The organism is Pseudomonas sp. LB3P31, from assembly GCF_054897945.1.
Genome location: NZ_CM142710.1, coordinates 2718950 through 2734143, shown reverse-complemented (window position 1 = coordinate 2734143; position 15194 = coordinate 2718950). Strand labels below are relative to the sequence as shown.

Here is a 15194-nt window from a genome sequence, read left to right as displayed (position 1 = left end):
CTGCGATGGCATCACCTCGGTGTCTCAGATGCACCGAGTCGTCTGCATCGCAGGCAAGCCAGCTCCCACAGGGATTTGTGTCGGGGCCGCGCTCCGTGCTCGGCCCCGACACCCAGTGGCTTAGTTGCTCTTCACCGCATAATCCGGCTTCTTGTCGTTACCCGAAATGAAGGGACTCCACGGCTCGGCGCGGATCGGGCCTTCGGTCTGCCATACCACGTTGAACTGACCGTTCGCCTGGATCTCGCCGATCATCACCGGCTTGTGCAGGTGGTGGTTGGTCTTGTCCATGGTCAGGGTGTAGCCGGATGGCGCGGCGAAGGTCTGGCCAGCCAAGGCTTCGCGGACTTTGTCGACTTCAGTGGACTTGGCTTTTTCCGCCGCTTGCGCCCACATGTGGATGCCAACGTAGGTGGCTTCCATCGGGTCGTTGGTCACCGCTTTGTCGGCGCCCGGCAGGTTGTGTTTTTTCGCGTAGGCTTTCCAGTCGGCAACGAATTTCTTGTTCGCAGGGTTCTCCACCGACTCGAAGTAGTTCCACGCCGCCAGGTTGCCCACCAACGGTTTGGTGTCGATGCCGCGCAGTTCTTCCTCGCCGACTGAGAACGCCACCACCGGCACGTCGGTGGCTTTCAGGCCCTGGTTGGCCAGCTCTTTGTAAAACGGCACGTTGGAGTCGCCGTTGACGGTGGAGATGACTGCCGTCTTGCCGCCAGCGGAGAATTTCTTGATGTTGGCAACGATGGTTTGGTAGTCGCTGTGGCCGAACGGGGTGTAGACCTCTTCGATATCCTTGTCCGCCACGCCTTTGGAATGCAGGAACGAGCGCAGGATCTTGTTGGTGGTGCGCGGGTAGACGTAGTCGGTGCCCAGCAGGAAGTAGCGCTTGGCGCTGCCGCCTTCTTCGCTCATTAGGTATTCCACCGCCGGGATCGCCTGCTGGTTCGGCGCTGCACCGGTGTAGAACACGTTCGGCGACATCTCTTCGCCTTCGTATTGCACCGGATAGAACAGCAGGCCGTTGAGCTCTTCGAACACCGGCAATACCGATTTGCGCGATACCGAAGTCCAGCAACCGAACACCACGGCAACCTTGTCCTGAGTCAGCAGCTGACGGCCCTTTTCGGCGAACAGCGGCCAGTTCGAAGCCGGGTCGACGACCACTGCTTCGAGCATCTTGCCGTTCACGCCGCCCTTGGCATTGATCTCGTCGATGGTCATCAGCGCCATGTCTTTCAGCGAGGTTTCGGAGATCGCCATGGTGCCGGACAACGAATGCAGGATACCGACCTTGATGGTCTCGGCGGCCTGGACAGTCCAGGTCATGCCCATCGCGGCAATGCTTGCCGTGAGTGTGAAAGCCTTGATCAAGCTGCGACGCTTCATTGTGCGATCTCCGTGAACAGCAGAATTTTTCTTGGTTGGCAGATGCGGACTACTGAAGGGTCTTTAGCAAGGGCTGTGCCTGATCGCAAAAAGCCGGGAAATGATGTGATAGAGCCGTCGGCTGGATTCAGTGCGCACCAGACTGGGGCTGGACGGCAAGTCAGGTGCGCCTGTGTGCGCAGCATTGGTGCTGACTCAGTCGCATTCTGGATGTTGGATATCAGTCAGTCCGGGGCGCACTTCGAAGAAACAACTATGTACCGCCATGCGCGTCTGTCGCAGTGCAACAGTCGAGGCTCAATGACACTAATGGAGTACCCCATCATGGATGACCAACTAGAACCGCTCGAAGCACCATTCGCCCTTTCACAACCAACAATACTGGACTTGACCTTTCTTTCGGCAGACGACGCTGCGTGTTACGCCCACGAACGTATTGGGCGGCGCCGCAATTACGGCTACTACGGCTATATACTTCAGCGCGATGATAAACGGTACGCAGTTACTGACCCTGTCGATAAACCGTACAATTCCTCTTTGCAACCGTCCTTCGACAATCACGTTATACGCGGCCTGTTCTATTCTCATCCTGCACTTTCGACGCTCGATTCGCTCAAGGTAGCGGAGTTGAAGTGGACCATCGAGGATGCGACGACGAGCCTCCTGATGTTCAATGCCGCAGAACTGCGCAAATCTTTAACAACCGGCGGGGCGTATTATTTATCGGGTGCCGAAGACAGTCTGATCCGATTCAGCCCCAACAGCGGCCCGCAATCGTCGACACTGCTCAAACAGTTGGGAACCACGAACACGCCCGGCAAGCTTGCCCTCGACCTGGAAAAAGGTGAGGTTAAACCGCAGCAACTCGTGAAAGAGGTGGCAGTTGTCGGCGATTTGCAGGTCATTATCAGCAACGGTCGCTGGCGACCTAGGGGGAAAATCACGGCGGACGTCGTTCCCGGTCCCTGGGTGCGCGATGTCCCGGAAAGGACGTTGATGGGGGCGGTTTTCCAGTCAGTCGACGAAGCGGCGCTCGATCGTTATGCCCGCAACACCGCACAACGTGATGAAGGGAAGACCTGGTTCGGGTTCATTCTCAAGCACAAGGACAAAGAAGAATATGTCGCTTCAGAACTGGTTTCGGTCAGTTATCGAGACGAGCTTTTCCAGCAGCGAATTCTGTTTCGCCTCTCTGCAAAGACCAGGGATTTTGCCTATCCCGAGTCATTCACTCCTCACTCCTATTTTTATTCGCGACAAGGGGTGAAGTCTGAGCCAGATGCCCCCCGACGCTGGCTGGCCGAGCATTTCATTGTTCCAAAAGATTTGTGGGTCGCCGTCTACGATGCCAAGAAACGCCCTGTCATTGGTGAAAGCGTTCCAGCTGTACTCTACGTATCGGCGCCGGACGGTGCGCTGCTGAAGTATTCGCCCCGCCCGGACACCCAGCTGTTCGACAACGACGTGCCGAACATGGGCCTGGAGTCCATTCAAAGCAATCTAGCCAAGCGCGTGTTACGCGCGACCGATTTCGTCGCGACGGTGGCCCGCAGTGATGAATTGCACGTGCTGCGTACCAGTGTGTGCTGGGATCGCAAGGGGCTCGTTGGCGTCCAGTGGGAACCGAACCAGAACCTGCAGCGTCGTGCACTGGGCCCGGTGTTCCTGACGGCGGAGGATGCTGCCGTACATGCGCGTTCGCAGGTGCCCGACTCGACGCCAAGAGCCTATGGTGGTCTGATTCTGAAGCGCTCTGATGGAAGGTTCGTGGCAACCGCGCCAGTCGTCATTGCGCAAGAAGACTTTGATATCAAGTGGATCTTCAATCAGGCTGCGAATGACCTCGGCCTGTTACCGTCAGACTGCACGGTCATTGCGCGTTACCGCTCACGGGTTCCACGCGCATTACCTGTGCTCTTGTCCGACGCCGACACCGAGCTCTACATCAACATGCTGTCTGTCGATTCGATCTATACCGCTTTCATGAGAAAAACGGAGGCGCTCGATGAATACCTGTTTGCCCCCGACGGAGCGATCATCCGTTACCGGATCGGCACCTGGGATCGCATTCGTGCGGACCTGGGCGTTGCGATCAGCCTGTCGGGTAAACCGGCACGTGATCTAGATGCCACCTGGATCAAGGAGCAGATCCGTATCGGTACTTTGACGCCGAGCGCGTGGGTTAAAAAGCTGGTCGGTTCCGGGTATCTGAAGGTGGTCTCAGGAAGCCGTCTGTGGGGCGCGCCTCGTAATGTCACGGAATTTGCACCGTTTGAAAGAGCAGCCGCCACCGCCGGTTACCCAAAGGCATTGGTGGGCCCGGCTTATAGCGCGGTGTGCGTCCAGGAACAGGATGCCGCACGTCTGGCGCATGAACAGGCAAGCAGTCGCTCAGACCTCGGTTTTGGATTTATCCTGCGCAACGCGCATGACGGCACGTTTCTCGCTACGCTGCCTGTGAGTGTGAGCAATTCACGGTTGGCGTATGACCGTGTCTTCCCAGGGGTATTGCCATATCGCTACGTGGATGGCGGGCTCGTCCTTTGCGCAACCGCTACGCCGTTCGGCTTGTCGGACGATGACCATCGGCACTTCTTTTCGCCCATGGTCGTGAGTATGGCGCGTGACAGCGTCCGAACTTCCGACGGGTACAGACCGATTTATTTTTCCTGTGGCGACGGCGCATTGCTGCGTTTTGAGCTCGCCCCATTCGATCCGGTTGTATCCAAGGACAGATTTGGTCAGGTCCTGATTAAGGACAATCCGTTTGCGACAGCAGCCCACGCTCAACGTGATCAGGAAGCTATCAACCGTGGCACCTTCACGATGACCGATTACATCCGGCGTGTGGCGGCAGCGGGAAAACTGGAGGTACTTAGCACCAGCGCTTACTGGTCTCGTTCGGGGGAGGTTGGTCAGGACTGGGTAGCGGGTATGCCGTCTGTTTCCGTCGAAGCAAAGTGGGCGAGTAAATCCAGGCTGCCTTTGGGGCCGATGTTTCATCATCCGGATGATGCCGCTCGTTATGCCGAGCTTCGAGCGGCACAATTCAATCGAGAAATGGCCTGTACAAGCGCCATCCTGGCCAAACCCGATACCAATTCTTACATTTGCATGCACCCCCTCTCCGGGACGCGTAGTTCCGATGAAGCCATCAAGCTGATCTTCCGTACGGCGAGCGACGTTGCCGCTTCATCAGGCACTCGATTGCCGCGCTTGCCTGACGGTTACAAATGGATGGCCAGCCATCAGATTGTTCAATCGGCATCAAATGCCATTGCTGACCACGGGAATTACGCCTCCCCCGAATCGATTAATTCGCACACCCAGGTCGTTAAAAACAAAGGTTTTGATCTCACAGCCTTTTACTATTCGTCACGCGACGGTGCACTATTGAAGTACGTACCGACCTATTCGATCGCCGAGCAGGCACTGCTTAAAGTCAAACTGGTACAGCCCCCCGATGATCAATGGTCGACTGTGTTGTCGTTCGATGCGTTCATTTCCAGGCTGGCTGCCAACAGTCACTTGGAAGTGTTGAAGGCCGGCGGTTATTGGCGGCTGACCGGGAGGATGGGCGCCGACTGGAAAGAGGTCCGCCAACAGTATCCTGACAGCCCCGTTCATTTGCCACGGGATGAGTTGTAATCCTGTAAGGAGGCTGGGCATGGTGCAACCGGCCTACGCTTGCGCCTGATGAGAACCAACCCGCCAATCGCCGCCGGGACCACGCCTGAGGGTGGGGTTTGGGGGGCGATCAGCGTTCCGCTCCATGGATTAAGAAGAGGCCGATTCAGCGAGTCGGGTGAATCTCGACAACAGCACGCGATCCAGTAGCCAGACCACCACCAAGGATGCCCCCACCAGTGGAAACGCCACCGCCAGCACCAGCATGATGGCCACTCCGGTTTTCCATTTCGGCAGGTCATGGCGCAGCGGTGGTACCCCGAATTTGCCCTGCGGCCGACGCTTCCACCAGATCACCACACCGCTGACGGCGCTGAGCAGAATCATCAGGCAGATCAGCAATACGATGATCTGGTTCATCACGCCGAACATTTTACCTTCGTGCAACATCACCCCCACTTCCGTGGCGCGTGCGACGCCGCCGTAGTGTTCCCAGCGCACGTCGGCGAGGACCTTGCCGGTGTACTGATCGACATGCAGGGTGGCATCGTTGCGTGGGTCGTCGGCGAACACAGCGATGGTAAACACGCCGGTGTCGGTGGTCGGCAAGGTGATGCTGTAGCCCGGCTCCACCTTGCGTTGTTCGGCGACGTTTTGCACGTCCTGCAGACTGATGATCGGCGCGGCCGGGCCGGCAGTTTTAGCGCCATGGTTCATGTGCTCGGCATGATCGCCGGACATCGGCATCGGCGTGTTTTCCATGGCCCATGGCACAGTCTGGCGAGTGGCGGTGTTGAGGCTGCGCGCCTCCACGTCGGACTTGGGCATTTCATTCCACATTGCATCCGGAAAGACGTTCCACACGCCCGCATATTGTTTGCCCCAGAACCCGGTCCAGGTCATGCCGCTGAGCAACATCACCAGCAGGAACGCGGCACCCCAGAACCCGGTGACAGCGTGCAGATCGCGCCATAGCACTCGACCGCGACTGCTCAGGCGCGGCCAGAGGATGCCCGCTGCCTGGCCGCGCGGCCACCAGAGGAAGACGCCAGAAACCACCAGCACGATGCCCCAGCCGGCGGCCAGCTCGATCAGTCGATCACCCACGGTGCCAATCATCAGCTCGCCATGAATGGCCCGGGCCACCGCTTGCAGATTCATTTTGGCGTCCTGTTCGCCAAGGATGTCACCCTGGTAAGGGTCGATGAAGACGTTGAGCGCCTGGTCGGCCTGGGTCACCACGAACTGGGCGCTGCGATCAGCGTTGACCGGCGGCAGGTATTGGGTGACCTGGCCTTGTGGATAGGCGGTTTTCACCCGCTTGAGCAGCTCGTCGGCAGGCAGGCTGTGGTGTCCGGCGGGGACGTTCAGCAGGCTGCCGTACATCAACGGGTCGAGTTGTGGTTTGAACAGGTAGATGACCCCGGTCAGGGCCAGCATGACCATGAATGGCGCGACGAACAGGCCGGCGTAGAAATGCCAGCGCCAGGCCAGGTTGTAGAAATTCACTTTGGGCTGTTTCATCGGTTTGTGCTCCGCTTGGCGAATCAATTGTCTGTAAAAGATCGCAGCCTCGTTTCACTCGACAGCTCCTAAAGGGTGTACGCATGCCAATGTAGGAGCTGGCGTAGCCTGCGATCTTTTGACTTTTCTTGTTAGAAACTCATATCAATCTTGGTCCAGAGCGTGCGCCCCGGTTCTTTGATCGCTTGCGGGTCATTGGCCGGGTAGCCAAAACCGGCGTTACCCGCCAGGTTTAGGTGTTCGGCGTAAGCCTTGCCGAACAGGTTGTCCACGCCTGAGCTGACCTTCCAGTGCTTGTTGATCCGGTAGGCGCCGTTGAGCGAGAACACGCCAAAACCGGAAGTCTTGTCGAAGTCCTTGCCGACCACGTTGCCCTTGTTCCTGTCGATACGATCTTGCGCAGCAACCACTCTCCACAGTGCCCCGGCGCTCCAGTTGTCTGCGCTGTAGGTCAGCCCGAACCGTGTGTCCAGCGGCGGCATTTGCGGCAGCGCAGTGCCGTCGCTGCTGTTCTTGCCCCAGGCGTAGGCCAGGGTCGCATCGGCTTTCCAGTTGTCGGTCAGTTTGTAAGCCGCACCGAGCTCTCCACCCATGATTCGCGCGTCGACATTCTCCGCCTGCGAAGTCATGCCCATCATCCCGCGGGTGTAGTTGAACAGGATGTAGTCGCGCACCTGTCCGACGTAACCCGAGGCCCAGGCCTCGACTTTTTCAGTCTTGTATTGCAGGCCGAAATCGAGCTGGGTGGTTTTCTCCGGCTTGATCGAATCGAAGGCGTTCACCGATCCGCTCGGTCCCGAGTTGGGCGAGAACAGCTCCCAGTAATCCGGGAAACGTTGGGTGTGACCGAGGCCGGCGTACAGGGTGGTCGGGCTGTCGGCCAGGTCATGCTCGTAGCGGATGAAACCGCTGGGCAGGGTGTCGGCGCGGGTTTCGTCGGCGGTCGGGTTGGGCCGAGTCATCATGCCGGAGCCGCTGGTCCGGCGGAAATCCTTGGCCGAAGCGCGGTCCAGGCGGGCGCCGCTGACGAGCCGATCGTTGTCGGTGGCGAACCAGGTCAGCTCGCTGAACACACCATAGTTGTGGAAGTCGGCGTCCTTGGTAAACGACTGGTCCTTGTAAGTGTCGATACCCATGCCACTGCGCTGACGGTGTTCGTTGGTCTGCGCGTCGATGCCGCTGATCAGTTGCACGTCGGCCCAGCGCCAGGTGCCTTTTATGCGTGCGCCGAGGGTTCGGCGGTCGACGTTGGAGGCCATTGGCCCGGCCATCATTCCAGTACCGGACGGGGTGCGCAGGCTGTAGTTGTCCATCACGTGGTCGGCGTAGTTGTAGTAGATCTGCGCTTCAACTTTGTCCAATACGTCGCCAATGTTCGACTTCTCGAAGCGCAGGCCGAGGCTCTCGCGCTTGAACTGCGAACCGTCCATGCCGCGCCCGGCGTAACGGGCTTCGCCATCGCCCTTGCCGGCGGTCAGTTCGAGCAGCGTGTCGGCATCCGGGGTCCAGCCGACGGCCAGGTCACCGTTCCACTTGTCGTAGCGCGAGGGCACGGTGTCGTTGTTGCCGTCCTGGTAGTCGTCGGAATGCGCGGTGTTGCCGATCACTCGAACATAGCCCAACGGTCCACCGGCAGCGGCGTCCACCACCTTGTCGAAACGACCGTTGGAACCACCCAGCAGACTGGCATTGACCCGCGTGCCGAGTTCGCCGAAGTGTTCCGGCTCGCGGTCGAAAAGGATGGTCCCGGCCGACGCACCCGGCCCCCAGAGCACGGTTTGCGGCCCTTTGATAACCGTGAGTTTGTCGTAGGTCTCGGGTGAAATGTAGGAGGTCGGCGCGTCCATCCGGCCGGGGCAGGCACCGAGCATCATGCCGCCGTTGGTGAGGATGTTCAGGCGTGAACCGAACATCCCGCGCAGCACTGGATCGCCGTTGGTGCCGCCGTTGCGTACCAGGGCGAAGCCGGGGATGGTCTTCAGGTAATCGCCGCCGTCACTGGCCGGCACCGGTTGGCGCGGATCCTTGGGATTGGTGACGATGGTCAGAGGAGAGCTCGGCGCGATGGCGGTGATCACCGTCGGGCTCAGTTCTTCACTGTGCCCCGCGTGCTCATCGGCCAGCACCAGCGGGGTCAGCAAGGCGCCACAAAGAATCGCGGTCGCGTGTCTGAACCGGGCGCGGGCCGGGTTCAGGGCAAAGGAAGCCTGGGCAGCGCTCAAGCGTGTGTCAGCAGAAAACCTGGACATGAAAATTTCCATCGAACATTCGTAAACGACACGGCCGACAACCGATGCACTCCCCCTGTAGGAGCGAGCCTGCTCGCGATGGCGGTGGGTCAGCCAACATCACTGTTGGATGACCTGACGCATTCGCGAGCAAGCCCGCTCCCACAGGGTGCGTTGCTGTCTTGCGGCCGTGTGGGATTGGGCGGGTGTTTACGCGACGATGGGCGGGGCGCGGGTGCGGGCGCCGGGGAAGAAGGTTGGCCGGGCGTGGCCAAGCCGTTTGGCGGGTGTGGTGAAAGTGCTGGTCTTGGGTGCGTCGAATGCGACGAACGTCTGGCCGCCGGTCAGCGCCGGGCAATTGAACAGCAGGCTGCAATAGCCGCATTTTTCCCAGAGGGCATGATGGTCGGTTTTCGGCGGGCAATGCTCGGCGTCGGGCTGCGCGCCGTGCTCGGCGTGGGCCGTCGTCGACATGTCCATGCTCATGTCCATCGACATGCTCATGGACATCGGGGCGCGCTGATTCATCGGCATCGACTGGGAAATCAGCGGGCCGATAAAGATCATCAACATGGCGAACAGGCTGATCCAGCTGCCGCGAGTCAGGCGCAATGGCTGACGGCGGGCGGCGCGGGACCTGGCGCTAAGCGGGCGCATGGGCGTGCGGGCTCGGTCGATTACTGGGCGTGGGCGTGGGCTTTCATCGGCATGCCGTCTGGCGCCTGCTTCTGCACCGTGACCTGCACCGTGACGTCACCGGACTTCTCGAAGTGCATGGTCAGGGGAAACTGTTGGCCATCGCTCAGCAGACTGCGGTCTTTCAGCTCCAGCAGCATCACGTGGTAGGCCATCGGCGCGAAGGTGATCTCGCCACCGGCGGGGATTTCGATGCTGGCTACATGCTGCATCTTCATCAGGTCATTCTGCCTGATGTGCTCGTGCAGCTGGGCAATGCCGGCAATCGGCGAGTCGACGCTGAGTAGCCGGTCGGCTGCATCGCCTTTGTTGTGAATCACGAAATAGGCGGCCACAGTTGGCGCATTGGGAGGCAATTCCTGGGACCAGGGGTGGGCAATTTCCAGCTGCCCCGCCTTATATTCGTGGGCATTGGCAAAGCAGGCAGGCAACAGCAGCGCGGCCAGGACGATGAGTTGTTTCAACATTGCAGTTCTCCGGAACGATTCAAGACGCAGATCAATTGCGAAAAAAATTACACCAGAGGGGAAGCACGGGGGTTCAAGGCAGGCCATTGCTGGCGTGGCGTCGGCATTTCGAGAGAAGTTGCGGGCAGGCTTCGATTAGTCTCGAAGTGGGCGAAATACAGCTGCGGCATATGCCCTGGCAATGCCACCAGCGGTGCGGAACCGGAGCAGCACCAGCAATGCTGCATGTTGGAATGATCGTCGCCTTGAGGTGTTTTCTGCTCGATGTCCCCCAAGGAAATCGCCACCATTTTCGTGCCGCTGGACGTGCAGAAACTGCCCCACAACAATTGTTCGGCCGGCGATTTCGCCGACTGCGCCAGCGCACCGGTCATCGGCATGGCGAGCATGTTGAACAGCACTGCAAAGCAGGCGATCCAGGCAATTGCGAGCCGTTGTCGGGACATGAGACAAATCCGGTGGGTGGGCGATCAGGCGCGACTATTTAGCCTGATCAGGGCCGATAAGTAAAAAGACCGCCTGCGGTGTGGTGTCGCAGTAAAAGTCGCCTTCCGCTCATGCTGTCAGTGCGCACGAACCGCATGCACTTGCATATCTACTCCAAGCGTAGCGCGAATTACCGCAAATATCGCAGCCAGATTGTCCATGGTTGGGTTGCCTTTCGCAGACAACATCCGATGGAGGCTTTTACTGGGCTTCGCTGTTTCCTTTGCTAGCTCTTCGAATCCTACAGTTGCGTTGACGAGGTCACGCAATATGATCCTGGCCATTTCAGGTTCGCCATTAAGGAACAGAGTAGCAGCCTCATCCAACAATGCTTGGGCGAACTCGGGGTCGCGCTGGGCACGCTCGGCGATGGTGTGTTTGTAGCTTCTGGTAAGCGCCATGACTCTATCTCCGATTTCGTTGAGCTTTTTTTCGGGTTCGAAATTCGGCTATCAGCATCTTTGCCTGCTTGATGTCGGTTTTTTGTGTGGACTTGTCGCCTCCACCAAAAAGGATGATCAGGCGTTTCCCCTCTTGAACAAGCTAGATTCTGTACCCGGGGCCCCAATTTATGCGGTATTCACCGAGACCTTCAAACCATTTGATATTGGATGTATTACCTAGCTCGAGCCGGAGCAATGCATTGGAAACCTTTAGTGCTGCTTGTGCATTCAAGGTGGAGAACCAGCGCCCGAAGGGGCTTGTTTCATTGTCCTGCAAGTATTCTTCGAGTGTGATCACAGGCGGCCCTAAAGGTAACAAATAGGTTACTGCTAATGCAAGCCGATAATCCTGCCTTACTGAGCGAAGGCCGCCAACGCATCAAGTGTTTCCTCAAGCGACAGAAACTCCCGCTCAACCTCCGGCAATACCGGTCGTTTCAACACCAGTACTGGTACTCCGCGTTCCCGCGCCACTTCCAGTTTCGGCTCAGTGGCGGTACTGCCGCTGTTTTTGCTGATCAGCACGTCAATGTCGCGGCGTTCGAACAGCTGGCGCTCATCGTCGATCAGGAATGGCCCGCGGGCGCCGATCACTTCGCAGCGTTCATTCCCGGGATAAACGTCCAGTGCGCGCAGGGTCCAGAACTGCTCGGGCGGGATTTCGCCCAGGTGTTGCAAAGGTTCGCGGCCAAGGGTGAACAGCGGGCGCTTGAAGGGTTGCAGGGCCTTGATCAAGTCGGCCCAGTCGCTGACTTCCCGCCAGTCGTCACCCGTCTGTGGCTGCCAGGCCGGGCGTCTCAGGGCCCAGCACAGAATGCCGCTCATGCGCGCCGCAGTTGCCGCGTTCTGGCTGATTTGTGCGGCGTAGGGATGAGTCGCATCCAGCAACAGATCAATCCGTTCATTGCGGATGAACTGCGCCAAGCCTTCGGCACCGCCATAGCCACCCACGCGAACCTGACAGTTCAAGTCCGTCGGTACTCGACCGACACCCGCCAGGCTATAGATGTGTTGTGGGCCGAGGGTTCGGGCAATCGCCATGGCCTCGGTCACGCCGCCGAGCAACAGAATGCGCTTCATTGAAAAGCCCCCGCATGGCCGACAATCCCGCCCTGGCGATCGATGGCAAACACCTCGACCTGCACCTGTGCCGGCACTACGCTGCGGGCAAAATCCAGCGCGTGCTGGCAGACTTGATCACCGAGGGCGACGCCGGCGGCGCTGGCCATTGCAAGGGCTTGCTGACTGGTATTGGCCTCGCGGATCGCCTGTTGCAACGACGCGTCGGCGCCGATTGCTGCGGCCCAGTCGGCCAGCTGCGGCAGGTCGATGCTCGAATGCCGACTGTGCAGGTCCATGTGCCCGGCCGCCAGTTTGCTGATCTTGCCGAAGCCGCCGCACAGGCTGAGTTTATCCACAGGCACTTTGCGCAGGTGCTTGAGCACAGCGCCGACGAAGTCGCCCATTTCGATCAGGGCAATTTCCGGCAGGTTGTAGACCCGGCGCATGGTGTCCTCGCTGGCGTTGCCGGTGCACGCGGCAATGTGCAGGTAGCCGTTGGTTTTGGCGACGTCGATGCCCTGGTGAATCGAGGCGATGTACGCGGCACAGGAGAATGGTCGGACAATGCCGCTTGTGCCGAGGATCGACAACCCGCCGAGAATCCCCAGCCGCGGGTTCATGGTTTTCAGCGCCAGCGCCTCTCCACCTTCAACGTTGACCGTGACCTCGAACCCGCCGCCGTAGCCAAACTCCACGGCCAGCAGGGTCAGGTGGTCAGTGATCATCTTGCGCGGCACCGGGTTGATCGCAGGCTCGCCAACGCCCAGTACCAGACCCGGGCGGGTGACAGTGCCGACGCCATGGCCGGCGCTGAAGCGAATACCCGGCGTGGCGTCCAGGCGCACCTGGGAATAAAGCAACGCACCATGGGTGACGTCCGGATCATCACCGGCATCCTTGATGGTTCCGGCCTCGGCACCACCCTCGGTCAATCGGCAGAACTCCAGGCGCATCTGCACCTGCTTGCCCTTGGGCAGCACAATTTCCACGGCATCCGCCCCCAGGCCGCCGAGCAACAAGCGGGCGGCCGCGAGGCTGGTGGCCGTGGCGCAGCTGCCCGTGGTCAGGCCGCTGCGCAGGGGGGCAGGTTGTTCGCCGGTTTCATCACGCATCGAGGGGCTTGACCACGTCCAGCAAGGTAATCGGCAGCGCCTGGCGCCAGGTATCGAAGTCACCCAACGGCTGGGCCTGGGCAATATGAATGCGCGTGAGCTCGCCGCCGTGCTGCTCGCGCCAGGCCATCAGGGTCATTTCGCTTTGCAGCGTGACCGCGTTGGCCACCAGCCGCCCGCCGGGCTTGAGCGCGGCCCAGCAGGTGTCCAGCACGCCTTCGCGGGTGACGCCGCCACCGATGAAAATGGCGTCTGGCCGCTCCAGGCCATGCAACGCAAAAGGAGCGCTGCCGCGAATCAGTTGCAGGCCGGGCACACCCAACGCATCACGATTGTGTTCGATCAACAGTTGGCGCCCGGCATCCGCCTCGACTGCCAGTGCACGGCAACTCGGGTGCGCGCGCATCCATTCGATCCCGATCGAACCGCTGCCCGCGCCCACATCCCACAGCAGTTCACCCGGAACCGGCGCCAAACGCGCAAGGGTGATCGCCCGCACGTCGCGCTTGGTCAGCTGGCCATCGTGCTTGAAGGCGCTGTCGGGCAGCCCGGCCAGTCGCGACAGGCGCGGTGCGTCGGGCTCGGCAATGCATTCGATGGCGACCAGGTTGAGGTCGGCGATCGCTGGCTCTGTCCAGTCATTGGCGGTTGCGTCGATTCGTCGCTCGGCGTCACCGCCCAGATGCTCCAACACACTCAGGCGGCTCGGGCCGAACCCGCGATCACGCAGCAGCGCAGCAATGGCGCCAGGGCTTTGGCCGTCGTTGCTGAGCACCAACAGGCGAGTACCACTGAACAAGTGCGCATTCAGCGCGGCGAGCGGGCGGGCGACCACCGAAAGTGTCACCACTTCCTGCAATGGCCAGCCCATTCGTGCAGCGGCCAGGGAGCTGGAAGAGGGGGCAGGCAGGATCAGCATTTCGTCCGCCGACAGTTGCCGGGCGAGGCTGGCACCGACGCCAAAGAACATCGGGTCACCGCTGGCCAGCACGCAAACCGGCTCGCCACGCAGGGCCAGCAGTGGATCGAGGGAGAATGGAACCGGCCAGAGTTGGCGGTCGCCACGGATGCAGGGCGTTAACAGGCTCAGTTGCCGCTCACTGCCAATGATCCGGGCAGCGCCCAGCAGCGAGTGACGGGCGTTTTTGCCCAGACCCTTGAAGCCGTCTTCACCGATACCTACCACCGTCAGCCAGGGGGTCATGCTGTTCCTCTTTCATTGAACCAAGCAAAGTCATTACGCTGCACAGGCCGGCGTTGCCCCACGCAGTCGTGCATGATAGCGCGGTGTCGCTTGTACCTGCCTGACGATATCAGTGCAGGGGATGACTGGAGGATAGATACGCCTAATTTTCACTTGCGATATTTTTGCAATTCAAACCGTGTCATCGTTATTTCTCGGAGTTTTTTTTCCATTCTCGCTTTAACACTGTTGAATTTCTCTTTATCAAGTTTCAGGTATGCCCGTCGCTGTACAATCTTGGCGGCGTGTCCATCCAGATCCCGGTAAACGAAATTACTCATTTTTGAATTCGCGACCAACTCAAGATTGAAGACTGCCATTTCAATAACGCCTTTCGAGTCGTATCGCGCTGGAATAACCTGGAATCGCTCGCCCATCAGACTTTCCTGGTCCAGCGAGTCAAGTGCGGGCTCGTCGCGCTTCAACGCATCGAGTGTGTCGATCATGGCGTTACCTTGCCGGGTGTCAGGCATTGCCTGAGCGCTGGCCACCAGGAATTCAGCCACGGTTTTGCCTAGCCAGTGTCGGGTGCGGGTATAGATGCTACCCCCATAGACGGTCCAGCCCAGGAAATGCAAAGTCGATACATACTCATCCATCCATTCTCCCGATTCGAGGAAGCGGCTGTACCCCAGGTCGGCGGACCGGGTGGCGAACTGAGTACAGCGAGTCAAATCATCGTAATCTTGCAGGGAAAGTTCGCCGATGCAGGAAACCAGATTGGGGCCTGTCAGCAGACCAGAGGGTTTTTCATTAGCCATGCACTACTCCTTGTATATAACTAACTTGGTTTGAGTGTTGAACACAAAGTACAAGACTCGGTGCATTAAGTAATTCGTGGAATCAAGTCTTTATATTAAATAACGCCTCTCGAACGCCTCAGTGCAATCCCTCTCTCCATCGGCCCGATAACCACCACG

12 protein-coding genes and 1 pseudogene are annotated in these 15194 nt (G+C 59.4%); 1 reads left to right on the top strand and 12 read right to left on the bottom strand.

Features of this window, described 5'->3' with window-relative positions; genetic code table 11:
- Positions 1 to 120: 120 nt before the first annotated feature.
- Positions 121 to 1386 carry an urea ABC transporter substrate-binding protein gene (urtA, locus tag ACYZTK_RS12450; protein WP_462014704.1) on the bottom strand — a complete coding sequence of 422 codons (1266 nt, stop codon included), beginning with the start codon at positions 1384 to 1386 and terminating at the stop codon, positions 121 to 123.
- Positions 1387 to 1710: 324 nt separating this feature from the next.
- On the opposite strand from urtA, the gene ACYZTK_RS12445 reads away from it, so the two are divergent.
- Entirely contained in the window at positions 1711 to 5034 is a 3324-nt protein-coding gene (locus ACYZTK_RS12445; RefSeq protein WP_462014703.1) for a hypothetical protein, read from the top strand.
- Positions 5035 to 5163: 129 nt separating this feature from the next.
- Here the strand turns inward: ACYZTK_RS12445 and ACYZTK_RS12440 are convergent, their stop codons facing one another.
- The 11 genes and pseudogenes from ACYZTK_RS12440 to ACYZTK_RS12390 all read right to left on the bottom strand — a co-directional run bounded on the left by ACYZTK_RS12440 (position 5164) and on the right by ACYZTK_RS12390 (position 15035).
- Positions 5164 to 6537: a PepSY-associated TM helix domain-containing protein gene (locus tag ACYZTK_RS12440; RefSeq protein WP_462014702.1), complete on the bottom strand. Its 1374-nt coding sequence runs from the start codon at positions 6535 to 6537 to the stop codon at positions 5164 to 5166.
- A 131-nt stretch (positions 6538 to 6668) separates the two neighbouring features.
- A complete protein-coding gene (locus tag ACYZTK_RS12435) occupies positions 6669 to 8786 on the bottom strand; it encodes a TonB-dependent copper receptor (RefSeq protein WP_462014701.1) in 2118 nt (705 codons plus the stop codon).
- Between the two features lie 189 nt (positions 8787 to 8975).
- Positions 8976 to 9422: a DUF2946 domain-containing protein gene (locus ACYZTK_RS12430; RefSeq protein WP_462014700.1), complete on the bottom strand. Its 447-nt coding sequence runs from the start codon at positions 9420 to 9422 to the stop codon at positions 8976 to 8978.
- Positions 9423 to 9442: 20 nt separating this feature from the next.
- Positions 9443 to 9928, bottom strand: coding sequence for a copper chaperone PCu(A)C (locus tag ACYZTK_RS12425; RefSeq protein ID WP_462014699.1), 486 nt, complete (start codon positions 9926 to 9928; stop codon positions 9443 to 9445).
- Between the two features lie 47 nt (positions 9929 to 9975).
- A complete protein-coding gene (locus ACYZTK_RS12420; RefSeq protein WP_462014698.1) occupies positions 9976 to 10374 on the bottom strand; it encodes a DUF2946 domain-containing protein in 399 nt (132 codons plus the stop codon).
- Positions 10375 to 10491: 117 nt separating this feature from the next.
- Positions 10492 to 10815, bottom strand: a complete 324-nt coding sequence (locus ACYZTK_RS12415; protein WP_462014697.1) for a helix-turn-helix domain-containing transcriptional regulator — start codon at positions 10813 to 10815, stop codon at positions 10492 to 10494.
- A gap of 4 nt (positions 10816 to 10819) precedes the next feature.
- Positions 10820 to 11155, bottom strand: a pseudogene (locus ACYZTK_RS12410) (type II toxin-antitoxin system RelE/ParE family toxin).
- Positions 11156 to 11211: 56 nt separating this feature from the next.
- The gene (locus ACYZTK_RS12405) at positions 11212 to 11937 is read right to left on the bottom strand and encodes a cobalt-precorrin-6A reductase (protein WP_462014696.1); all 726 of its coding nucleotides are present in this window, start codon (positions 11935 to 11937) and stop codon (positions 11212 to 11214) included.
- The gene (locus ACYZTK_RS12400; RefSeq protein WP_462014695.1) at positions 11934 to 13031 is read right to left on the bottom strand and encodes a cobalt-precorrin-5B (C(1))-methyltransferase; all 1098 of its coding nucleotides are present in this window, start codon (positions 13029 to 13031) and stop codon (positions 11934 to 11936) included. Before ACYZTK_RS12400 ends, ACYZTK_RS12405 begins: the two co-directional genes overlap by 4 nt.
- The gene (gene cbiE, locus ACYZTK_RS12395) at positions 13024 to 14235 is read right to left on the bottom strand and encodes a precorrin-6y C5,15-methyltransferase (decarboxylating) subunit CbiE (RefSeq protein ID WP_462014694.1); all 1212 of its coding nucleotides are present in this window, start codon (positions 14233 to 14235) and stop codon (positions 13024 to 13026) included. The genes ACYZTK_RS12400 and cbiE overlap by 8 nt, the downstream gene beginning before the upstream one ends.
- A gap of 149 nt (positions 14236 to 14384) precedes the next feature.
- Positions 14385 to 15035 (bottom strand): hypothetical protein, encoded by a 651-nt coding sequence (locus ACYZTK_RS12390; protein WP_462014693.1) that lies wholly within the window; start codon positions 15033 to 15035, stop codon positions 14385 to 14387.
- Positions 15036 to 15194: the final 159 nt, after the last annotated feature.